General features: G+C 66.3%; 16 protein-coding genes and 1 tRNA gene. 8 read left to right on the top strand and 9 right to left on the bottom strand.

The window, feature by feature from the left end; genetic code table 11:
• Positions 1-149: 149 nt before the first annotated feature.
• Positions 150-1,271 carry a diacylglycerol/lipid kinase family protein gene (locus HK401_RS00100; protein WP_258233883.1) on the bottom strand — a complete coding sequence of 374 codons (1,122 nt, stop codon included), beginning with the start codon at positions 1,269-1,271 and terminating at the stop codon, positions 150-152.
• Positions 1,272-1,399: 128 nt separating this feature from the next.
• On the opposite strand from HK401_RS00100, the gene serS reads away from it, so the two are divergent.
• A complete protein-coding gene (gene serS / locus HK401_RS00105) occupies positions 1,400-2,680 on the top strand; it encodes a serine--tRNA ligase (protein ID WP_181272643.1) in 1,281 nt (426 codons plus the stop codon).
• 94 nt (positions 2,681-2,774) lie between these two features.
• A complete protein-coding gene (locus HK401_RS00110; RefSeq protein ID WP_258233884.1) occupies positions 2,775-3,635 on the top strand; it encodes an HAD family hydrolase in 861 nt (286 codons plus the stop codon).
• 69 nt (positions 3,636-3,704) lie between these two features.
• On the opposite strand, the gene HK401_RS00115 is transcribed toward HK401_RS00110, so the two are convergent.
• The 5 genes from HK401_RS00115 to ilvA all read right to left on the bottom strand — a co-directional run bounded on the left by HK401_RS00115 (position 3,705) and on the right by ilvA (position 8,236).
• Positions 3,705-4,556 carry an HAD family hydrolase gene (locus tag HK401_RS00115; RefSeq protein ID WP_181272644.1) on the bottom strand — a complete coding sequence of 284 codons (852 nt, stop codon included), beginning with the start codon at positions 4,554-4,556 and terminating at the stop codon, positions 3,705-3,707.
• Positions 4,553-5,164, bottom strand: coding sequence for a hypothetical protein (locus HK401_RS00120; protein ID WP_181272645.1), 612 nt, complete (start codon positions 5,162-5,164; stop codon positions 4,553-4,555). The genes HK401_RS00115 and HK401_RS00120 overlap by 4 nt, the downstream gene beginning before the upstream one ends.
• Positions 5,161-5,754, bottom strand: coding sequence for a proteasome activator (locus tag HK401_RS00125; protein WP_181272646.1), 594 nt, complete (start codon positions 5,752-5,754; stop codon positions 5,161-5,163). Before HK401_RS00125 ends, HK401_RS00120 begins: the two co-directional genes overlap by 4 nt.
• The gene (locus tag HK401_RS00130) at positions 5,751-6,761 is read right to left on the bottom strand and encodes an NAD(P)H-quinone oxidoreductase (protein ID WP_181272647.1); all 1,011 of its coding nucleotides are present in this window, start codon (positions 6,759-6,761) and stop codon (positions 5,751-5,753) included. The genes HK401_RS00125 and HK401_RS00130 overlap by 4 nt, the downstream gene beginning before the upstream one ends.
• Positions 6,762-6,964: 203 nt before the next feature.
• Positions 6,965-8,236, bottom strand: coding sequence for a threonine ammonia-lyase IlvA (gene ilvA / locus HK401_RS00135; RefSeq protein ID WP_219921657.1), 1,272 nt, complete (start codon positions 8,234-8,236; stop codon positions 6,965-6,967).
• A 252-nt stretch (positions 8,237-8,488) separates the two neighbouring features.
• Here ilvA and HK401_RS00140 point away from each other — a divergent pair, with 252 nt between their 5' ends.
• Positions 8,489-10,981, top strand: a complete 2,493-nt coding sequence (locus HK401_RS00140) for a maltokinase N-terminal cap-like domain-containing protein (RefSeq protein ID WP_181272649.1) — start codon at positions 8,489-8,491, stop codon at positions 10,979-10,981.
• A 138-nt stretch (positions 10,982-11,119) separates the two neighbouring features.
• A tRNA-Ser gene (locus HK401_RS00145) sits at positions 11,120-11,210 on the top strand.
• A 166-nt stretch (positions 11,211-11,376) separates the two neighbouring features.
• On the opposite strand, the gene HK401_RS00150 is transcribed toward HK401_RS00145, so the two are convergent.
• Positions 11,377-12,753: an APC family permease gene (locus HK401_RS00150; RefSeq protein WP_181272650.1), complete on the bottom strand. Its 1,377-nt coding sequence runs from the start codon at positions 12,751-12,753 to the stop codon at positions 11,377-11,379.
• 454 nt (positions 12,754-13,207) lie between these two features.
• Here HK401_RS00150 and HK401_RS00155 point away from each other — a divergent pair, with 454 nt between their 5' ends.
• Together HK401_RS00155 and HK401_RS00160 are read left to right on the top strand one after the other, a co-directional pair.
• A complete protein-coding gene (locus tag HK401_RS00155) occupies positions 13,208-14,326 on the top strand; it encodes an MBL fold metallo-hydrolase (protein ID WP_181272651.1) in 1,119 nt (372 codons plus the stop codon).
• 76 nt (positions 14,327-14,402) lie between these two features.
• Entirely contained in the window at positions 14,403-15,629 is a 1,227-nt protein-coding gene (locus tag HK401_RS00160; RefSeq protein WP_181272652.1) for a C45 family autoproteolytic acyltransferase/hydrolase, read from the top strand.
• Between the two features lie 51 nt (positions 15,630-15,680).
• Here HK401_RS00160 and HK401_RS00165 read toward each other — a convergent pair whose 3' ends face one another.
• Both HK401_RS00165 and HK401_RS00170 read right to left on the bottom strand, forming a co-directional pair.
• On the bottom strand, positions 15,681-16,721 hold the full coding sequence (locus HK401_RS00165; RefSeq protein WP_181272653.1) for a hypothetical protein: 1,041 nt from the start codon (positions 16,719-16,721) through the stop codon (positions 15,681-15,683).
• Between the two features lie 84 nt (positions 16,722-16,805).
• The gene (locus HK401_RS00170) at positions 16,806-17,465 is read right to left on the bottom strand and encodes a TetR/AcrR family transcriptional regulator (RefSeq protein WP_258233885.1); all 660 of its coding nucleotides are present in this window, start codon (positions 17,463-17,465) and stop codon (positions 16,806-16,808) included.
• Positions 17,466-17,609: 144 nt separating this feature from the next.
• On the opposite strand from HK401_RS00170, the gene HK401_RS00175 reads away from it, so the two are divergent.
• Together HK401_RS00175 and HK401_RS20925 are read left to right on the top strand one after the other, a co-directional pair.
• Positions 17,610-20,546 carry an efflux RND transporter permease subunit gene (locus HK401_RS00175; RefSeq protein ID WP_181272654.1) on the top strand — a complete coding sequence of 979 codons (2,937 nt, stop codon included), beginning with the start codon at positions 17,610-17,612 and terminating at the stop codon, positions 20,544-20,546.
• Positions 20,543-22,933, top strand: coding sequence for a YhgE/Pip family protein (locus tag HK401_RS20925; RefSeq protein WP_181272655.1), 2,391 nt, complete (start codon positions 20,543-20,545; stop codon positions 22,931-22,933). Before HK401_RS00175 ends, HK401_RS20925 begins: the two co-directional genes overlap by 4 nt.
• The last annotated feature ends 165 nt before the right edge of the window (positions 22,934-23,098 follow it).

Raw genomic sequence — 23,098 nt, forward strand, 5'->3', positions numbered from 1 at the left:
AACGCCTCGGTGAATTTCTGTAATCTCCCTGTGATCTACTAATCGGTAAATTCGGGCGATTGATCTGGGCGGAACTCTTCCGTGCGATTAGCGCGGAATCGCTGGGTCGGCCGGGCCGCCTCGGCGCGGGTATTTCGCATTGCCCGAGCTCACACGGGCCAGGCTTCGGCTCGGATCTGCTTGCGCTGTTCGACGGTCGGCACGCGGACGGTCAGCGCCGAGGGCCTGACCTCCATCTCCAGGTAGGGGGACTGTCCGAGGGGGTCGCCGTCGAGCTGGACGTCGAGGTCCTCGCCGGCCTCGATGACGACCTTCTGGCACTTGCGCGTGTTCGTGTGCAGTCCGCGCGAGACCCTGCGCCCAGCGATCGACGCGAGCACGCCGACCCACTGGCCGAGGTTCTTCGGGCTGACGATGAGCACATCGAGCATGCCGTCGTCGATGACCGCCTGCGGGAGCAGCTGTATCCCGCCCTGCAGGCGTCCGCAGTTGCCGCCGAGTACGGACCTGACCCTGGCCGAGATCCGGTAGTCGTCATCGAAGGTGATCTTGACCTGGCTGGGCCTGCCGACGAGTTTACGCGACCCCGCCTCGACGTAGGCCAGCCAGCCGAGGCGGCTTTTGAGCTCATCGCTCGTGTCGGCCATGACTGCGGCATCGAACCCGAGACCGGTCATCACCGTGAAGATATGGGCGTCGCCGTCCTCGGCGATCTTCGCCGTGCCCACGTCGATCTCCCGATTGCGCCCCCACAGCGCGATGCGCAGAGCCCATTCCGTCTTGTCGAGGACGAGGTCGATGTTGCGGGCCAGCAGATTCCCCGTCCCCAGCGGCACGATGCCCATCGGCGTCGACGTGCCCGCCAGCGCCGAGGCGACCGCGCGGATGGTCCCGTCACCGCCGGCGGCGATGACGACGTCGACCCCCTCGTCAAGTGCGCGAGTTGCGGCACCTTCACCCGAGTCCTCGACGGTGGTCTCGAGCACGAGCGGAGGGTTCCAGCCCTCGAAACGGCAGATCGCCTCGGCGGTGGAGGCGAGCCTGCGCACATCCGTCTTCGTCGGATTGACGATGAGGGCGGCACGGTAGCGGGCGGAGTCGCTGACCTCTCCGTCGGAGTCGGAGAGATTCGTCGAATGGGAGTAGCGTCGCACCGTTCTCAGGGTGCGGCGGGCACCGGAGCGGCGACCGAGGAGGAACACGAGTCCGAGCACGACAAGGGCGCCGATGATGACGACCCAGGTCATCAGGGGATCGAGCGCGATGGTCATGTGCCAAATCTACCCTGCTGTCCTCGTGTGTCAGCTGAGTGGTGCCGGGCGTGGGACGCGGCCCCGTCGACAGCGGCGGGGCAGGGCGCCGAATATCGAAAACACGCCCGGGCCGTTAAGCTGATGGGGTGATCGATCTAGCGCTTCTCAGAGAAAACCCGGACCTGTTCAAGGCATCGCAGGAGGCTCGCGGAGGATCCGTCGAACTCATCGACGACGTCCTGGCCGCCGACTCCGCGCGCCGTGCGGCCATCACCGCCTACGAGGACGCCCGTGCCGACCAGAAGTCCTTCTCCTCCCAGATCGCGAAGGCCGCCAAAGAGGACAAGCCCGCACTCATCGCCGAAGGCAAGCAGAAGTCCGAGACCGTGAAGGCGCTGTCGGCCGAGTCCGAAGAGGCGAGCTTCGCCTTCGACCAGCTCGTGTCCAAGGTTCCGAACCTCATCATCGACGGCATCCCGGCCGGCGGCGAAGAGAACTTCGTGACCCTGAAGACCATCGGGGAGCCCCGCGACTTCAGTGTCGACGGGTTCGAACCGCTCGACCACCTCGAGATCGGCGAGAAGCTCAAAGCCATCGACACCACCCGCGGCACGAAAGTCTCCGGCTCCCGCTTCCACTACCTCACCGGCTTCGGTGCGAAGCTCGAGATGGCCCTGCTCAACCTCGCCCGCGACGTCGCCGATGAGGCCGGGTTCAACCCGACCATCACCCCGACCCTCGTTCGTCCCGAGGTCATGCGCGGCACCGGATTCCTCGGCGAGCACGCCGACGAGGTCTACCGCCTCGAAGCCGACGACCTGTTCCTCGTCGGCACCTCCGAGGTGCCCCTGGCCGGATACCACATGGACGAGATCATCGACCTCTCCGATGGGCCGCTGCGCTACGCCGGAATCTCCTCGTGCTACCGCCGGGAGGCCGGTTCGTACGGCAAGGACACCCGCGGCATCATCCGCGTCCACCAGTTCCAGAAGGTCGAGATGTTCGCCTACGTCGAGGTCGAGGACGCCGAAGCCGAACACGAGCGGATGCTGAGCCTGCAGGAGAAGATGCTCGGTCTGTGCGAACTGCCCTACCGGGTCATCGACACCGCGGCCGGCGACCTCGGCGATTCTGCGGCGCGGAAGTTCGACTGCGAGGCCTGGGTGCCGACGCAGGGAACCTACCGGGAGCTGACCTCGACGTCGAACTGCACGACGTTCCAGGCTCGCCGCCTGCAGATCCGCGAACGCCACGACGGGGCGACCCGCCCGGTCGCGACCCTCAACGGCACCATGGCCAACACCCGTTGGCTCGTGCCGATCCTGGAGAACCACCAGCAGGCGGACGGCTCGGTCACGGTGCCTGCGGCACTGCGGCCCTACCTCGGCGGGATGACCGCACAGGGACCGGAGGGACCGCGCTACTGAGCGTCGGCCGCTGAGCGCCTGGCACCGGGCCAGCAGCACAGGACGCGCAGCGTCGAACATGCAGGCTCACCGAGACGGACACCGCACATCCACGTTGGGAGACACATTGGCCCCGCACCTCATCGCACTCGACGTCGACGGCACGATCGTCGGCTACGACGGATCACTGTCCGAGGCGGTGAAGCAGGTGCTCGATCGCCTCGCCGAGGCGGGGCACCACCTCGTCATCTCCACCGGCCGTGCTCTGCCGGGTGCGCTCGAGGTCGTTCATGCCCTCGGGCTCAAGCGCGGGTTCGTCGTGTGTTCGAACGGCTCCGTCGTCGTCCGCCTCGACCCCGACCTGCCGCTGGGGTGGGAGATGCACCATGTGGTCTCCTTCGACCCGCGGGATGCGCTGGAGAAGATGCACGAGGCACTGCCGAACGCGCTCTTCCTCGTCGAGGACCCGGACCTGCACAGGTGGGCATCGGGAGCGTTCCCGGCCGGGGAGCTCGCCGAATCGGACACCCTCGACATCGTCGACTTCGACGAGCTGCTGACCAAGCAGGCCACCCGCATCGTCATGCGCGAGGTCAACGGAACGGCCGAGGAGTTCGCCGCCGCCGTGGATTCGCTCGGTCTCCATGAGGTCAGCTATTCCGTGGGCTGGAGCAACTGGCTCGACATCGCCCCCGACGGGATCTCGAAGGCCAGCGGTCTCTCGCTCGTGGCCACCGAACTCGGCGTGGACCACGCGCACACCGTCGGAGCCGGCGACGGACTCAACGACATCGAGATGATCGAATGGGCCGAACACGCGATCGTCATGGGTCAGGCGAAGGACGAACTCAAGGTGCTGGCCTCCGTGGTCACCGACCCGATCGACGATGACGGCCTGGCCGTTGCGTTGGTCGACTACTTCGACTTAGACGAGTCCCTCCTCGATGCGGAAGGCTCCACCAACACCCGCCCCTGATCCCCATTTGCTACCCGACGGCGGCCCAGATACCTCGCGCCAGGTTGCTGGGCCGCTGTCGGGTAGCAATTAAGGGGTTTGGTGGGTGTGGGTGTCTAGGACCGCGTTGAGGTAGCGGGCGACGCCGTCCTCATCGACCTCCTCGGTGACGGCCGCGGCGATCTTCTTCACCGAGCCCAGCGCATTGCCCATCGCCACTCCATGTCCGGCCCACGAGAGCATCTCGATGTCGTTGGGCATATCCCCGAACGCCATCACCTGCGACCGGGCCACGCCGAGGTGGTCGCACAGGTCCTCAAGCGTCTTCGCCTTCGTGATCCCGGCCGGTGCGAGTTCGACGAGTCCGTTGTCCGGTTCGGAGAACGAGGCGTGGCAGGTGTCCTCGACAAGCGGGTCGACGAGGTCGTGCATAGCCTGCGAATCGCTCGTGCCCAGCCGCACGAGCACCTTGACGACCTGTTGGCCGCGCAACTCGGTGACGTCATCGATGACGCGGGCCTCGCGCGATCGGCGGTTGGCGAATTCCCGGTCGATGAATCCCGCGGTGAGCGTCTCATAGGCGAATCCGGCCTCGGGATGAGCAGCCCTGATCGCCGAGGTGATCTCCCCGATCGTGTCGGCATCGATGGTATGGGCGTCGACGACGGACTGCGCAGCGATGTCGTAGACGACGGCGCCGTTGAGGCAGACGACCCGACCGAGATCCGGGATCTGCTCGGCGATCGGGGCGAGCCAGCGGATGGGCCGGCCGGTGACGAGGACGAAGGGGATGCCCGCGTCCTGGCAGCGGTGGATCGCATCGATCGTCGCTGTGGAGATCGGCTTCCAGTTCAGCAGCAGAGTGCCGTCGATGTCGCTGGCCACGAGGCCGAGTTCGAAGTCGTCAGGAGGCAGACGGTCCGGTCCGATGGTCACAGTCATGATCGCTCCAGCCTAGCGAGTTCCGCCCGAGCCCGCTCCAACAGGTCCGCCGCATCGGAGATGAACCGCTCGGTCGCGCGTGCGCTCGAGTCGTTCGGCTTCCCGGCCGGTGCCTCGGCGCGGGCCATCGATGCGGCCAGCACCGCCTCGGCGACCTTCGATGAGGCTTTCGTCAGCAGTTCCGGAGCGTCGCCGACGGCGCGCCGGACCGGGCCGGGAACGATCTGGCCCGTCACCGGGTGTGCCGCGTGCAGGCCCGCGGTGATGTCGTCGACGACGGGCACGAGCGCGTTGAGCCGGTGTGTGCCGTCGACGATGACATCGATCGGGTCCGTGGATGCGCCGTTCCCTTCTTCCTGCGCCGAGGCGGCTCCGCCGTTCCCGTCATCGGCCGGGTTCGGATCCTCCACCGCCGAGGCAGGGCCGGGCTGGGGAATGTCACCGGAGTTGCGTGCCTCGTGGAGGGCGAGGGCAGTCGTGTAGTAGCGGTCGACGGCGCGGAGGAACCGGTCGCGGTTGTGCCGCCACAGACCGGTACCGAAGCGGTCGTCATCGCTGACCTGCTGCGACCGGCCCGCCTTGGTGAATCTGGCGAGGAAGCCCTTCACAGATAGTTGCCGGTGCCGCGGTCGCCCTGCTCCGACTCCTGCTTCTCGGGCCCTTCTGCCGCAGAGCCGGACGGAGTCATCACCGGTGCGACCATGCCCGGAGGCAGCTGACCGCGTCCGGCGGCCTGTTGAGCCATCGCCTGCTGGGCCATGATCGCGGTCTGGATGCCGTGGAAGAGACCTTCGAGCCAGCCGACGAGCTGGGCTTGAGCGATGCGCAGCTCCGAGGTCGTGGGCGGGCCGTCGGCGGAGTCGAACGGCAGATCGAGGCGTTCGAGTTCGTCGATGAGGTCCTTCGACAGCCCGTCCTCGAGTTCCTCGATGGACCGGCGGTGGATCTCCGCGAGTCGCTGCCGACCCTTCTCGTCGAGGTCCGTGCTGCGGACCTCCTCGAGCAGCTGCTTGACCATGGTGCCGATGCGCATCACCTTCGCCGGCGACGACACATCGGCCTGATCCTTCTCGGCGCGGTCGGTCTCGGCTCGGTCGGTCTCGGTCCTGGTCAGGTCGGACTCGGGTATGCCTGCCGACTCCGCATCCGCGGTGCTGCGTTCGGGGTTCGCTGCACCGTCCTCGGGGTTCTCGGTCATCCCTTGTCACCTTCCTCATCGACGATGAGCAGAACCTTGCCGATGTTCGCCCCGTCCTCGAGCATCTGATGAGCTCTGGCGGCCTCGGACAGCGGCACGGTCTCGTGGATGATCGGGCGGATGTCACCGTTGATCACGCCCGGCCACAGCCGGTCGGCCACCTCGGCGACGATGGCGATCTTCTGCTCCTTCGGCCGCGCCCGCAGGGTCGTCGCGGACACGGATTTGCGCGGCTGCATGAGCCAGCCGAGGTTGATCTCGGTCTTCGTCCCGCCCTGCATGCCGATGATGACCAGCCGGCCGTCGGTGTTCAGTGCCTTGATATTGCGTTCGAGGTACTTCGCGCCGATGATGTCGAGGATGACGTCGGCCCCGGTCGTCCCGTCCTCGTGGATGCAGATCTCGCGGACGCGTTCGACGAAGTCCTCGTCGCGGTAGTTGATGACGGCATCGGCGCCGAGGTTGCGGCAGAACTCGGCCTTGCGCTCGGACCCGACGGTGACGACGATCTTCACGCCGAGGTGGTTCGCGATCTGGATCGCGGCCGTACCGATCCCGGAACCGCCGCCGTGGACGAGCAGCCATTCGCCGGCCTCCACGTGCCCACGACCGACGATGTTCGACCATACGGTCGAGAGCACCTCGGGCAGCGCGGCCGCCTCGGTGAGGTCGAAGCCGTCGGGGACGGGAAGGAGCTGACCTGCGGGGACGGGGACGAACTCGGCGTAGCCGCCGCCGGAGAGGAGGGCGGCGACACGGTCGCCGACGGACCAGCCGGTGACATCGGCGCCGAGGCTGACGATCGTGCCGGAGATCTCGAGGCCGGGGATCGTCGTCGCTCCGGGCGGAGGATCGTAGAAGCCTCGGCGCTGGAGCAGATCGGCTCGATTGACTCCGGCGGCATGGACGCGGACGAGCACCTCGTCGGCGGCGATGTCGGGTGTCGGCTCGTCGGTGACCTGCAGAACCTCGGGGTCACCGGGGGAGGAGATCGTGATAGCACGCATGCCCCCACTGTAGTGGGTGGCGCCGATGCGGGGCAGGGGTGTCTGGGCAGTGGTGCGCGAGACGTCGGGGCAGCGGCACAGGGCACTTCTGTCCAAACCTAGGTCGCAATCGGACACCGCAACTCAAACGTAGGTCACTATCGGACAGTTCTGGAGCCCAGAAGTGTCCGATAGTGACCTACGTTTGGCCGCCGGGCCCGCCCTCAGGCGAACAACCGGAACATCGGTGAGTTCTGGTGGACGCGTTCGACCTCGATGTTCGATGCCTCCATCCGCTCGAGCAGATTCGGCAGGTCTTCGGCGTAGCCGAGCTGGATGCCGACGAACGCCGGTCCGGTCTCGCGGTCGGAGCGTTTGACGTACTCGAACATCGCGATGTCGTCCTCGGGCCCGAGCACTTCGTTGAGGAAGCGGCGCAGGGCGCCGGGCTCCTGCGGGAAGTCGACGATGAAGTAGTGCTTGAGGCCCTCGTGGACGAGGGAGCGTTCGAGGATCTCGGGGTAGCGGGAGATGTCGTTGTTGCCCCCGGAGACCAGGCACACCACGGTCGACCCGGGCTCGATCGTGATCGGCTTGCCGGAGTCGGGGCCGCCGATTCCCGCCGAGGCCAGGGCGCCGGAGGGTTCGGCGATGATGCCTTCGACCTGGTACATGTCGAGCATCTCCGTGGCCACGGCGCCCTCGGCGACGGGACGCACGTCGAGCCCGAGTTCGGACACGACCTCGAAGGTCAGGGCGCCGGCGCGCTTGACGGCGGTGCCGTCGGCGAAGCGGTCGATGTTCTCCAGGGTCACCGGATGGCCGGTCTTCAGCGCTGCGATCATCGAGGCGGCCCCGGCCGGTTCGGCGCCGATGACCTTCGTGTGCGGCATGCGCTCGGCCGCGTAGGCGGCGATTCCGGCGAGGACTCCGCCGCCGCCGACGGGCACGACGATGTAGTCCGGATCGGTCTCGAGCTGCGAGTGGATCTCGGCGGCGACGGTGCCCTGACCGGCGATGGTGCGGCGGTCGTCGAAGGCAGAGACGAGGAGGGCGTCGTTGCGGTCGGCGAAGCGGTAGGCCAGCGCCGAGGCATCATCGTAGGTGGAGCCGGCGATCTCGATGGTCACCTGCTCGCCGCCGAAGTGGCGGACACGTTCGATCTTCTGCTTCGGTGTCGTCTTGGGCACGAAAATCGTGCCCTGGATGCCGAGCTCCTTGCAGGCGCGGGCGAAGCCCTGCGCATGGTTGCCCGCCGAGGCGCACACGACTCCGCGCGCCCGTTCGTCCGCGTCGAGCTGGAGCATGAAGTTGAAGGCTCCGCGGATCTTGTAGGACCGCACCATCTGCAGGTCCTCGCGCTTGAGGTAGATCGTCGAACCGGTCGCGGCCGTCAGCCGCTCGCAGATCTGGAGTGGAGACAGGATGACGGATTCGGAAATTCGCGACGCGGCCGCTTCGACCTCGTCGGCGAGTGTGAGCTTCTGGGATGTCATGTCTGTTTCAACCACCAGACTATTGTGCGCCCTCTGTCTTGCCATTTGGCAACTCGTATCGACATAAGGACGCACTCGGCGCCCCGCGCACCCACCCCGCATCGCCTCGCACATCCGCTCCGAACAGCCCCACCCGCCGTCGCGAAAGCCCGAATCCGCTGTGGACTTCCGGGTTTCGGGTGCGCCCTGAACCGCGAATACGCCCTATCATGATTGGATGGAGGATGCCCGTAATCCCTTCTAGGAGACGTCATGGCCATCAGCAGTGAGCTCGAACAACTGTTAGCCAGCTGGATACCTCGTCAGCCGTGGTTTCCCAAGCTCGCGGCAGATTTCGGGACCGATCCCGACATCACCCCGATGTCGGTGGCCCGCGCGTTCACTTACACCGCCGAGGAGCTCGGTGGTTTTGCGGGTCTCGTGACCGTGATCTCCGTCGGCGACGGCGCGACGCTGCGCCGCCTCAACATCCCACTGACCCTGCGCGGCACCGAAGACATCCATCTGCGCCACGCCCTCATCGGCCGCGTCGATGACCTCGCGCTCGGTCCCGTCCACGTCTACGACGGCGCCGCCGATCCCGTGTTCGTCAACCTCATGGCCGACGCCATCACGAAGCGGAAGGTCTTCGACGGCGGGCAGCTGTCCACCGAATCTCTGCGCCACAGCCAGGAGAAGACCGAGGCCAGGGACCGGGCGCCGATGCCCTTCCCGGTGACCGCGAACGGTGCGGCCGCCTCGGCGAACGGAACGAATGCCACCCCCTCCGAGGCGGCCCCACCGAAGCCGTCGAAATCGGACCTCGCGGTGGGGGAGACCGAAGAGCTGCCCGTCGAGATCCGTCCGATCGAGGTCTCGGACTCGGGTGCGCACAAGTCCACCGTCGTCATCCACGACGAATACGAGCCGATGGAGCTGTCCTTCTTCCGGGTGCTCGAGAACGGGATGCCGTCGTCGCTGACGATCCCGGTGCTGCTCACCGAGGCGGGTTCGCGCAGCGTGCCCGAGGTCATCGGTTGGGGTTCGGGCCGCTGGTACGACATGTTCGAAGTCCAGGAGATGGAGGCGCCGATGGCGCTGCTCTCCCACGCCGACGTCGAGGCCGAACCCGCGTGGCGGGAGGCTGTGGACACCGTCTGCGCCGTTGATTCCGGGTCGATCGGAGCCTACAACGCTCACGCCGCAGAGATGGGTCGGCGCATCGGCGAACTCCACACGGACATGGCCGCCGAGTTCGGGGTCGTCGAAGGCAGCGGTGAACCGACGAAGCAGCTGGTCTCCAAGTGGATCGACCGCGTCGATTGGGCACTGGGCAGGGCGCCGCTGGCACTGGATTCCTTGGTGTCGGAACTGCGCGCCCACCGGGCGAAGGTGCAGGGGCTCGAGACCATCGGCACCCTGCAGAAGATCCACGGCGAGCTCACTCTTGATCACGTGGTCAGTTCGCCGTCGGACGGTTACTCGGTTGTGAAGTTCACCGATTCGACGAATTCGGACCCGAAGCCGGCGGCACTCGACCTGGTGGCGCTGCTGCGCAGCATCGACTACGCGGCCGGGTTCGCCCGCCTGCAGCGCACCGATGCGCTCGACTCCGAGGACGGATCGCTGGTCGTCAACGGTTTCGGCAACGATCCGTCGGCGCTGCGGGCGATCTTCGATTCGCCCGAATACCTGTGGGCCTCGCAGGTGCAGAACTCGCTGCTGTCCGGGTACTCGCGTGCTCGCGGCGAATCCGTCGGCCTGGGCGATCCGGTGCTGCGAGCCGCGCTCGTCGACCGCCTCCTCGTCGAGGTCGTCACCGAACTGCGCAACCGCCCGAACTGGCTGTCCGTGCCCTTGGCTACGCTCACCCTTGTGCTCAAGGGCAAGCCCGCCCGCGCCGAGGAGGCTGCCGCGTCGGCCGATGACTCCAACGCTCCCGAGGGCTCCCGCGCTGCCGACTCCGCTGTTGCCGCATCCAGTGCTGCAGCAGGTTCGGGCAGCGAGGGTGCGGATCGTTCGGAGGGTCCGTCCGCCGAGGCTGAGCCGAGCGACGCGTTCGCCACGGCGGCAGCCGCCGACGAGACCACAGCCGCCGATTCGGAGTCCGTCGCCGCAGCACCGCGCGGAACGGCTGGAACTGTCGCCGCCGCGATTGCGCACTCGAGTGGCGATGAAGCCGGCCGTGCCGAGAACGAATCCGCTCCTACCGATGCCACCGCCGAGGCGGATGACACTGCGACCGATTCCACCGCCGGGGCGACAGACACCGACGTGGGCGGTGCCGCGGATGCGGATGTCGTCGAGGTGAAGTCTGCGCCGGTCACCGCAGACGCCGAGCCGGATCCTGCGCCGGTCGCGGACACCGCCGAGAACACCGTCGACGCCACCGCGGATCCAGGGATCGACGACGTCGAGGACTCCACTGTGGTTCCGCCGGAGGACGACGACGAATTCGCCGACGATGCGGAGGAGGAGATCCCGGTCCAGCGCGTGCCCGCAACCTTCGCTGCCCGCGGCGCCACCTCCGAGGATGCCGACAACAACGGTCACTACGTGCAGCCGGCCAAGCCGAAGTCCGCACCCAAGCTCGGCAAGACGTGGAGCGAACGCTCACACGATGACGAAGGGTCCGGCAAGGGCGTCGACAAGTCCGCCGGGCAGTCGGAACAGAACGAAGGCTCGTCGACAGGTTCGGTCTTCGACGACCTCTTGGGAACCGAGCGCAAGCGCAACCGAATCGACAAGAAGCGCAAGAAGAACTGAGCCGATCCGCGGCCGGTGCCAGCGATTGGCAGTTGCTGATGCGGTTGTGAGAAACTATGGTGGCTCGGCTCTGCGCCGGGCAGGCCGGGTTCGTCTCGATCCAGTCGTCACGAGTGTGCCGACCGAGAGTGAACCGATGGAAGCGTGTCCGAGCGGCCGAAGGAGACGGTCTTGAAAACCGTTGTGCGGCAACCCCGCACCGTGGGTTCGAATCCCACCGCTTCCGCCACGTGGAACACCCCGAGACCCGCTGATCTGCGCGGAGCTCGGGGTGTTTTCGTCGTGTGAGAGTGGCCGTAGGCGTCCCTTCGCTCACCTCCGAAATCGCATCGGGCAACCGACCGCCATACGAGGCCGCCGGCTGGACTGCGCGAGGGCCTTTATCGGTTCCGTCCTCAGCTGTCGACGGGCGCTTCGGGTTCGGACATCTGGGCGTCGGCCTCGGGGTCGTCGAAGCTGCGCACCGAGCGGCGGAAGCCGCGGGTCATCACTGCCAGATAGATGATGCCGATGGCCAGCCAGACGAGGCCGCCGATGAGGGCCGTGCTGTGCAGGCTCGCCCACAGCACACCGGTGAGGATCGCGCCGACCGCGGGCATGATCACATAGCTGAACGTCGTCTTGAAGTCGACCACCTGCCGAGTCCGGAACGCGTAGTGGGCGATGACCGTGAGGTTGACGAAGGTGAAGGCGATGAGCGCACCGAAGTTGATCAGCGCCGAGATCAGCTCGAGGCTGAAGGACATCGCGAGCAGGCACACGGCGCCGACGAGCACGATGTTGAACACCGGAGTGTGCGTCTTCGGATTGATGTAGCCGAAGGCCCTGCGCGGCAGCACGCCATTGCGTCCCATCACCAGCAGCATGCGGGAGACCGACGCGTGCGAGGCGAGGCCCGAGGCGGCGGTGGCCGCAAAGGCGGCAGCGACGAAGAAGAGCTGGAAGACGTGACCGCCGGTGAGCATGCCGATTTCGGGCAGTGGATCGTCGACGATGGTGAACTGCGAGTTGTCGGGGAAGAGCAGCTGTGCGAAGTATCCGGCGACGAGGAAGATGAGTCCACCGGCGAGTACGGTGAGCATGATCGCCTTGGGCATGAGGCTGACATGCTTGGCCTCGTTCGTGTACATCGTCACCGCGTCGAAGCCGATGAATGAGAAGCAGACGACGGTGGCGCCGGTGAGCACCGCGCCGAGGTGGACACCCTCGTGGATGAATGGGTCGGCACTGATGATCAGGCCTGCTCCTTCGCCGGCGTTGAGCTGGCCGATCGCGAGGACACAGAACGTGGCGACCAGGATGATGGCGAAGATGAGGAGGATGCCGTTGAGGTTCGCCGTCCCCCGCATCGAGGACAGTACAATCCCGGTCATCACGATCGTGTAGACGACGACCCATACCCACGGCGGTGCATCCGGGACCATTGATTCCATGTAGAGGCGGATGATGAGGCAGTTGACCATCGGCAGCAGCAGATAGTCCATGAGCGATGTCCAGCCGACCAGGAAGCCGAGCGCCGGCGACATGGTCTCACGCGTATAGGTGTACGCCGATCCCGCGGTCGGAAAGATCTTGACCATCTTGCCGTAGCTGAAGGCCGTGAAGACCATGACGATGAGAGCGACGAGGTAGGCTGCCGGGACCGCGCCGTCCGTCTGCTCGGAGACGATCCCGAATGTATCGAAGACCACGGTCGGCGTCATGTACCCGAGCCCGAGTCCGACGATGGACCACAGACCGAGGTTGCGCTTCAGCGAGCCGGAAGCTGCCATATCAATCCTCCCGATTGGAGTCGTGCCGCCCGCCGGGCCATGAGTCACGATGCGGATCAAGGGTGATGCGCAGCATCGGCCCAGCGGTGATGTGCGTCACGATCTTAGCGTTTCGACTGCGAAAAACGAAACCTTGTGTGCCGAATATGAGATCAATCAGTAGGTTAACCTGCCGTGGATGACGATTTCAGTAAGCAGGGGCGACGATTTCAGCAAGCGCAGATGACGAAATCAGTCGCGTTCGCGGGGATCGGCGGAGACATTCCACCGTCGAGGCGACACCGCGTCTGCGATGCCCGCCAGTCGAGGCGACGCCGCATCTGCGCTGCCCATGCCGCCGGTCTGCCTGCCGTCTGCCCCCGACCATAAATCGAATGACCTTTCAGTAATGAGCCGAAACGGAGTAGATTGCACCCAACGGACAAGTTGCCCCACGGAGAGGTGTGAGAGACGTATGGCGATCGAATCGCTGAGCGCCGGGCAGTCGGCGGCGTGGAAGGACCGGGTCCTGCCCTCGGTCGAAAGGGTCGCCGAGGGAGTCTGGGCCGTTCCGGTCCCGATCCCGAACAACCCGCTGGTCTACACCTACTGCTATGCCATCGCCGACGGCTCCGGCGTCGTCCTCATCGACCCGGGCTGGGACGGGAAGGACCAGTACCGGGCGCTCACCTCGGCGCTGGCCGACCTGCGTTTCACGGTCGCAGACATCCACGGAATCGCGATCACGCACTACCACCGTGACCACATCGGGCTCGTCCCCGCCCTGTTGGCCGAGAACCCGGACGCGTGGGTCGCCATGCACGGCGAGGACCTGCGCTCGATCAAACGGTTCTACACCAACGCCGTCGACATGGGTACCGGAGTCGACCCGAACCTCAACATCGCCCGCGCCTACGGGGTCCCCGAAGACCGGTGGGCCGAGGTCGAGAGCCTCCAGGTCGGCTCGTCCAAAACGGGAAGATCTGCCAGAACGGGAAAGTCTGCCGAAGCGGGGGAGACGACTGACCCGATGAGCCTCTATCGGCAGTCGATGAGCCGACTGCCGGAGACGATCCACGTCCTCGACGACGGCACCGACCTGCCGCTGGCCGACGGGACGCTCACAGCCATGTGGACGCCCGGCCACACCTACGGGCATTCGACGTTCGTCCGACCCGAGGACGACCTGCTGTTCTCCGGCGATCACGTGCTGCCGACGATCACCCCGAACATCGGCCTCGATTCCGGGGCGATCACCCACAGCCTCGGCGACTATCTGCGCTCACTCGAGAAGCTGGCCCAACTCGACGCGAATGTCGCGGTGCTGCCCGCCCACGGCTTCCGCTTCACCGGCCTCCACGACCGCAAGGTCGAACTCGTCGAACACCACCACGAACGCCTCGACGAGATCCGCGCCCGCATGGACGCCACCGACGACCACAGCGTCTACTCGATCGCCCAGGGCCTGCACTGGTCGCGCGGATTCGACAGCCTCCACAACTTCAACCTCTTCGCCGCCCTCGCCGAGACCGCCGCGCACATGCACTACCTCGGCATCGACCTCGGCGTGGGATCCCTGGTCGGCGAGAAATGAGTCGACCGCCGGATAGCGATCGTGACCCGGCGAGAAGTGAACTAGAGTCGGCAGGAGCCGAGACGAAGGAGTCGACATGAGCACCGAATTCGTCCCCGCCGCCGAAGTCCGGCCGGTGACCTTCGCCGTCCGCGCCTCCGACCATCGTGAGCGCGGCCGCCGGCGTGGGGCCGAGCTGCGCACCGGGATCGCGTCCACTCTGGCCGCCTATCGCCGGTACTTCGCCCATCTGAATATCGCCGAGGCGGCCGTCCGCACAGCTGCGACGTCGAGCCTCGAACGTCTGCAGGCGTGGTCGCCGACCGCCGCCGAGGAGATCGCGGCCGTGGCCGAGGGCGCGGGCATCGAAGTCGCCGAGCTCATGGAGATCATCTCCCGCACCGAGATCATGACCCAGGCGGCCGCAGCCCCGACCGAATGCTCGACCGTGAGCTACACGCGACCCGGCGCCTCTGTGGCCGCGCAGAACTGGGACTGGGCGGCCGACTTCTCCTCCCTGTGGCATATCAACGACGTCGGTGCCGTACCAGGTCAGCGCCGCCATGCCGGCATCGCCGAATTCGGGATGCTCGGCAAGATCGGCCTCAACGAGTCAGGCGTCGGAGTCCTGCTCAACATCCTCAAGCACACCGCCGACGGTCCCGGGGGAGTGCCCGTCCACGCGATCCTGGACCGCGTGCTCTCCGAAGCCGACACCCTCGCCGAGGCGCTCGAGATCATCCATTCGGCGCCGACCTCGTCCTCGTCGATCATCACGGTCATCACCGCCGAGGCGGCCGTCCAGATCGAGATCGCCGGTGACCGCAAACGCGAACGCCGCGTGGGCAGCGATGGGAACGGTGGGGTCGCCGCGGATCGTGGGGATCTGGCCGTCGGTGACAGTGGATTTCTCATCCACACGAATCATTTCCTGCACCCGGATCTGCTCGACGGGGCGCTCGAACTGCGCCCGGACTCGACCTCTCAGGCCCGTTACCGACATCTCGCCGAGGCGGTCGCGCGCTTCGAGACGGCACGGCTCGAGGTGCGTGACAGTGGTGCGGGTCCGACTGGAACGTCATCGGCCGCGGCGGCTGAACGCGCCGACACGGCGCAGCCCGTGACCGTCGGCGATCTCACGACACTGCTGACCACCGAGCCGGGAGAAGCGCCCGTGTGCTGCACTCCTGATCCCGGGGCCACCTATGGCAACCGTTCAGCAACCCTAGTCAGCGTGCGCATCGACCCGGCTCGCAAGCAGATCGACCTCGCGCCCGGGTCGCCGATCGAGGGTCTGCACGGCAACCGCAGCTTCCAGCTCTGACGAGAACCACCCGACACGGATCCTCCCGTGTCGTTTTCAGATCCGAGCGACTCAGTCCTCGTCCGAGTCTGCAGCGCCCTTTGAGCCTTCGGAGCCCGCGGAGCCTTCCGAACCATCTGCGCTCGCGGCCGCCTCGGTGGCTTCCTGCTCCCGCATCTCGATGACGGCGTCGAGCGCCGAGGCGATCGCGTTCCCGTCTTCCAGTGCTGCTTGGATGAGTCGCCAGGGCACGAGGTCGAGGTTCTGATCGCCGATGACGAAGCGGATGTAGGGCTGCTTCTGCCGCGGATCATCGCGTTCGAGGTCGGTGCCGTAGCGCCACTGGCCGAAGCCGATCCGCCGCACTGTCTCGCCGATGAAACGCATCGCACCGGCGATGAACGGCGTCTCCTCCTCGGTCATCATGTCCTCGCGCGAGTCGTAGCGGACCGCGACCTGCTTGCCCAGCCGGGCCAGGCTCTCCCGATCGAAGCCCCATGAGGCGGGATCGGCCTGCTCCTGCGTCCATGCAGCGATGCCCGGCTCGACGGTGCCGATGAAGCGGGTGAGGAACTCGACCTCTTCCTCGCTCGAGTTCTCCGCTGTGAGCGTGCCTAGCGACAGGCCCGTGCACTGACGTCGCGGCGAACCGTCGCCGCCGAGCTGCTCCCTGGCCTTGTCGAGGACCGCGGTGAACACCTCGGCGCTGCGCTGATCGACGGCGGTCAGCGCGATCGCCACGAGTGGGATCGGCTCACCGGCGGCCGGACCGTCCGCGGTGTCGGGACGGATGAACGGCATGCCGTTGCCTGTCGTCTCGTCGTGATCCCAGACCCCGCCGACCGCACGCAGATAGGTCTCGCCGAGGTAGCGGATGAGCCCCTCGAAGAAACGTCGGTTCTCGGCCTTGAGAATCGTCTCCGTGTCAGGGAACTTCGAGAGCACGAAGAGCTCGAGCATCGGCAGGGACTTCGCGCCGAAGTCCTTCGGGAACTTCACCGTCTCCCCGTCCTCCTTCTCGAAGGTCTCGGGCAGATCGGCGAGGACGAACGCGCCGAGGCGGACGTCCATATTGTTGATGAAGGCAGAGTATTCGCGCTGGAGTTCATTCACGGCCTCCACCTTAGTGCCTCAGGCCACAGCAGTCAGTCCGCTTCGCATGGGCTGAAGCTCACTCCGCTTCGCAGGGGCTGAACCTCAGTCCGGCTCACAGGGGGCGAAGTCGATGAGGTGGAGGAGGACCTCGACGATGAGGCTCGGGTCGATGTCGACATGCTCGTGCATCGGCCGCCCGGCAGCAGCCGTGAGCGCGATCCTGTTGAACACGGAGATGATGACCGTGAGGAAGTCCGGCAACGGCTGCCTCGGCGAGGCTCCCGCGACGTCGAGAGCCGTGGTCACCAGGGATGCCAGCCGATCGAGCTGAGAGGCGTTGAGTTCGACGTAGCGGGCATAGAGCTCGGGGACCCGGAGGCAGTAGAGCTCGATCTCCTGCTCGGCGATCGTCTCGGCCACCGTCTGCTTCTTCTCGTTGAAGACGTCGTCGATGAACGTCGTCATCAGCTCCCTGACCTCCGGCGCCTCTGTGGCGGCCAGGCGCTCGGTCCATCGCTGGATCGTCTCATCGAGTCGGTCGAGATTCTCCGAGATCCGCATTTCGACGATCACGAGCACCAGATCGTCGCGGCTGGAGAAGTTCGAGTAGAAGGCACCGCGGGTCAGTCCGCCGGCCTCGCAGATCTCCTCGATCGAGGCGCCGTCGATGCCGCGCACGGCGAAGACGTCGATGCCCGCCTGCACGAGCGTCGCGCGGGTCTGCCTGCGGCGAGGACTGAGCTCGTCTGTGTTCATCGTCATGTCGCGGCGTGGGTCCTGAAGGTGGTCGGTGCGGCTGAACATCTCATGAGAATCCTCGCAATTCCTGGGATGCATTTGCATAGAACGTGAGGATTCAACAACAATACAATACTGTATCCAATACACTTTTGTATCGAGGTTTTCGTGTCAACTTTCCTCTACGCCCTGGGTCGTCGTGCGTATCGCACCCCGTGGCGCTTCATCGCCGCGTGGTTCATCATCTTCGCACTCGTCGGTGCCGGAGTCGCCGCCTTCGCCAAAGACTTCGACGACGACTTCACCCTGCCGGGGTCAGAGGCGCAGACCGCCCTGGACTCGATGAAGGCCACCTTCCCCGAGGCGTCCGGAGTCTCCGCCTCGGTGATCGTCGTCGCCGCCGACGGTGACTCGGTCGAGGACGGGAAGTACAAGGATGCGATCGAAGACGAGGTCGACCGGCTCGAGGACCTGCCGCACGTCGACACTGTGACCTCTCCCTACTCGGACCTCGTCAAGGGTGCCATCAGCAAGGACGAGTCGGCCGCGATGATCTCCGTCCAATACGACGGCACCCAGCAGGAGGTCGGCGAGGACGCCGGAGACAACCTCATCGACGCACTCGACCCGCTGCGCGATGACCTGCCCGGAGCTCAGGTCGAAGGCGGCGGCGAACTCTTCCAGATCACCGGTGTCGAGATCTCCTGGGTCGAAGGCGTCGGCGTGGTCATCGCCTTCATCGTCCTCCTGCTCACCCTCGGCTCCTTCCGCGCTGCGGGCATGCCGCTCATCACCGCGCTCATCGGCGTCGGCATCTCCGTCCTCCTCATCGTCGGGGCCACGGCATTCGCGACGATCAACTCCTCGTCGATCATGTTGGCGCTGATGTTGGGCCTGGCGGTGGGCATCGACTACGCCCTCTTCATTGTCTCCCGAACCAGAGCCCTGCTCGCCGAAGGGCATGACCCGATCGAGGCGACCGGACGCGCCGTCGCCACGGCCGGTTCCGCCGTCGTCTTCGCCGGCATGACCGTGATGATCGCCCTGCTCGGCCTCTCCCTGGCCGGCATCCCCTTCCTCACCATCATGGGCATCGGCGCCTCGGGTTCGGTGGCCGTGGCCGTGCTCATCTCCCTGACGATGATCCCCGCCCTGCTCGGCCTCGTGAAGAACAAGATCACCCCGAAGCCGACCAAGCGCTACCGCAAGGCCTTCTCCGCGGCCACGGAACGGGCGAACGCACGCACGGCCGCCTCGGCGGGGGAGTCCTCCACCCAGGCGACCGCCGCGAACACCGGCACCAAGGCGGTCGTGAGCGATCCGGCCACGCGCACCCGGATCGCCGACGAGGCCCGCGCCGAGGCGGGGGAGCCCTACCCGAAGACCATCATGAACCGGTTCTTCGCCGGCTGGCTCAAGGTCGTGACGAAGATTCCGCTGCTGACGATCGTCGTCATCGTCGGCGGACTCGCTCTCTTCGCGATCCCCGCCACGCAGCTCCAGCTGTCCCTGCCCACGGCGGGCGACCAGGAGCAGGGCACCCCGGCGCGGACGACGTATGACCTCATCGACAAGCACTTCGGACCCGGATTCAACGGACCGCTCGTGATGACGAGCCAGATCGTGACCAGCGACGACCCGCTCAACGACGTCGACAAGATCGAGAAGCGCATCGAAGACGTCAAGGGCGTCGAGCAGGTCATCATGGCCACCCCGAACCGTGACGCCACGACCGCTCTGTTCCAGATCATCCCGACCACCGCCTCCGATGATCCGGCAACCCTCGACACCGTCGACCGGCTCCGTGATCTCAGCCGGGACATCGAAGACGACTACGACTTCGACACCGCGGTCACCGGCGCCACCGCCATCCAGATCGACGTGTCCGACCAACTGGGCAAGGCGCTGCTGCCCTTCGGCATCTTCGTCGTCGGACTCTCCATCATCCTGCTCATGATGGTCTTCCGCTCGATCGCGGTGCCGCTCAAGGCCACCGGCGGCTTCCTCCTGTCCGTCTTCGCCTCCTTCGGCACGGTCGTCCTCGTCTTCCACGACGGATACTTCGCCGCGCCCCTGGGCATCGACTCGACAGGACCGGTCATCAGCTTCCTGCCGATCATCGTCATGGGCATCCTCTTCGGCCTGGCCATGGACTACGAGGTCTTCCTCGTCTCCGGAATGCGCGAGGCCTACGTCCACGGCTCCTCGGCCAGGGGCGCCATCAAGGCCGGCTTCGCCTCCTCGGCCCGCGTCGTCTCGGCCGCGGCGATCATCATGTTCTCCGTCTTCGCGGCCTTCGTGCCCGCCGGCGAGCCGATCATCAAATCGATCGCCCTGGCCCTGGCCTCGGGCATCTTCGTCGACGCGTTCCTCGTGCGCATGTCCCTGGTGCCCGCGATCATGCAGCTGCTCGGCGACAAGGCCTGGTGGCTGCCGAAGTGGCTCGATCGGATCCTGCCGCGCCTCGACGTCGAAGGCGAAGGACTCGCCCACGAGGTGGCCCTGCGCGACTGGCCGGAGCCGAACTCCGACTACCGGGTCTACGGTCGCGGCATCGGCGTCTACTCAGGCTCCCGCGGATTCGCCCGCGTCGACATCTCGCTGCTGCCCGGTCAGATCCTCGTCGCCAGCGGCGCGGCACGTCGGGCTCTGCTGCTGGCCGTCTCCGGCCGCGTCGGCCTGAGCGCCGGGGAGATGAAGATCGGCCAGAACGTTCTGCCCGAACACGCCGGACGCGTCCGCCGCCAGGTCCCCTACTTCGATCTGGCAGGTGAGGGAGCCGACCGGGCGGTCAGCCCGCGTGAGATCTCACGCTTGGCCGCCTCGGCGCCGGATCTGCTCGTCATCGACGGAGCGGAGAACCTCGGCTCAGAATCCGCGCGCGAACTGCGGGACCTCCTGCCCGAACTCGTCGACGCGGGAACGACCGTCGTCCTCGGACTGCCCGACGGGGACGTCGCGGGCATCCTCAGCCCCGAAACGAACTATTTCCACCTCGACCTCGACGAGGCCAGACCCGACGAGCGAGGCGACACTGACAGCGAATACGGCGGCGAGAGCACCATCGCCGCCGGCAGCACCAACATGGAAGGCGTGCAGTCGTGAGACTCGAACGTGCGAACTCGAAGCGGCCGGTCAACTGGCTCTCCATCCTCGGCCTCGTCCTCATTCCCATCATCGTGGCGGCCGGTTTCATCCTCGCCACCTGGAAGAGCGGGGATCGACTCGACACCATCGAAGCCGCCATCGTCAACAACGATGACGGTGCGAAGGTCGACGGTGAGACCGTGCCGATCGGCCGGCAGCTGACCAGCGGGCTCGTGGGCGAAAAGGACAACAACATCCACTGGGTCATCACCGACGAGGAGGACGCGAAACAGGGGCTCTCCGACGGCACATACGCTGCGAAGCTGACCATCCCCGAAGGCTTCTCCCGCGCCGTGACCTCGGTCGATGACGCGAAATCGGCGACGCAGACGCAGATTGACGTCGACGTCTCGGGCACCGCCCCGGCCACGGACACGCAGATCTCCAGGTCGGTCGCCGAGGTCGCCCGCACCACCTTCAACACGAAGATGACCGAGAACTACCTCGACAACATCTACCTCGGCTTCAACAAGATGGGCGACCAGATGAAGGACCTCGGCGACGCCGCCGGGGAACTCGACAAGGGCGCGAAGGGTCTCAAGGAAGGCACCGACAAGTCCGCCAGCGGCGCCGCCGAACTGTCGAAGGGCATGCAGCAGCTCGGCGACAACGGCGGTGAACTCAAGTCCGGTGCCGCCGACCTGTCGAAGGGCGCCGGGGATCTGTCGAAGGGTGCCTCGCAGATGTCCGGGGGCCTGAACAAGCTCGACAAGCAGACTTCGAAGCTGCCCGACAGCACGCAGAAGCTCGCCGACGGTTCGGGCGAACTCTCCGACGGCGTCAACCAGTACACGAAGTCGATCGACCAGATCATCAAGGGCTTCGCCGGGTCCGGTGACTCGGATCAGGGCGGGCTCGGTGACCTCACGAAGGGCGGTAAGAAGCTCGAGAAAGGCGCGAAGGGCGTCTCCGACGGGGCGTCCGGTCTCTCCGACGGTTTGCACCAGTACCGCGACGGGCTGAAGAAGAAGGCTGACGGTGCTGACAAGCTCGCCGCGTCGAAGCCCGACCTCGACGCGCTCGTTGCTGCCCGCATCATGACCTCGAAAGAGGCCGAGCAGGCACGTGCCCAGATGTGCCCCGAGGGCACGCCCGACGAGGTCTGTCAGGGCATCGAGCAGGCCTATGCGCAGGGACTGCTCAACGGCACCTCGGGCGGTCTGAACAAGGCTGTCGACGGACTCGAGCAGGAGCAGAACGGCTCCTCGCTGCTCGGCGGCGCCGATGACCTCGCCGATGGCGCAGGGGAGCTCTCCGACGGAGTGAGCAAGTTCGTCACGGGACTCGAGGACGGCCTCGGTGACCTCGCCGACGGGATGAAGGACATCTCGAAGAACGCTCCGAAGCTTCTCGAGGCCTCGAAGGGACTGCGGAAGGGAGCCGCCGGCGTCGCCGACGGCAACCAACAGCTCGCCGACGGCATGCCCGCCCTGTCGCAGGGCATCGGGAAGGTCTCCGACGGTTCGTCCGAGCTCTCCGACGGCGCCGGACAGCTCAGCGACGGACTCGACAAGTACAGCACCGGTGTGGGCAAGTACACCGACGGCGTCTCCGAGGCTGCAACCGGAACCTCGGAGCTGGCCTCGGGACTCGATGAGCTCGACGAGGGCACCGGCAAGTACGCGAAGGGCGTGACCAAGTTCGCCGACGGGGTCAGGGACGGCGCCGATGAGGTGCCCTCCTACACGGCACCCGAGCGTGATCGGTTGGCGAAGGTCGCCTCGGCGAACATCGCGGAACCCAGCACCGACGGTCTGACGAACGTGCTGCAGGGTTCGACGATCGCGCTGCTGATCATGCTCGCGCTGTGGGTCGGCGGGCTCGTCACCTACACCGTGCTCAAACCGATCCCTGCCTCGACCCTGCTCTCGACGAAGTCCTCGTTCGCCGTGTGGGCGCGCGGATTGGTGCCCGGCGTCGTCGTCGGTGTGCTGCAGGCGCTCGTGCTCTCGATCCTCGCGGTGAGCGTGATGGACATCGATGCGATCCAAGGCTTCGACATCGCGGTGCTCACCTTCGTCTCCGCGATCGTGTTCATGATCCTCAACTTCGCACTCGTGGCGTGGTTCGGCGGTGTGGGCAGATTCCTGTCGGTGATCGCCGTCGTCCTGGCCGTGGCCGGGCGGACGATCGGCGCGGTGCCGCAGTTCTTCGACTTCGTCGCTCCGATCCTGCCGCTGACGCCGTCGATGAACGGCTTCGCAGCGATCGCGGCGGGCACTTCCGGTGTAGGTGCGGCGTACGGCGGGCTGTTGGCCTGGGCGGTCATCGGCGTCGTGATGTCGCTGCTCGCGATCGTCCGCGCCCGATCCACGAAGCCCGAAGCCGCGCTCGAGATGGCTTAAGGCGTCGCGCGGGGCGGCAGTTCTGCGCCGCCCGAACGCAAAGCGGCACACTCTGCGCTGAGCAGCCCAGTTCCGAAACTGGGCTGCTCAGCGCAGAATATGCCGCTTTCGCATTGTCCGCGGCGAAACGGCCTTTTCGAGCCGAATCCGGAGCGCGACGACCGG

This window comes from Brevibacterium oceani, from assembly GCF_013623835.1.
Lineage (GTDB): Bacteria > Actinomycetota > Actinomycetes > Actinomycetales > Brevibacteriaceae > Brevibacterium > Brevibacterium oceani.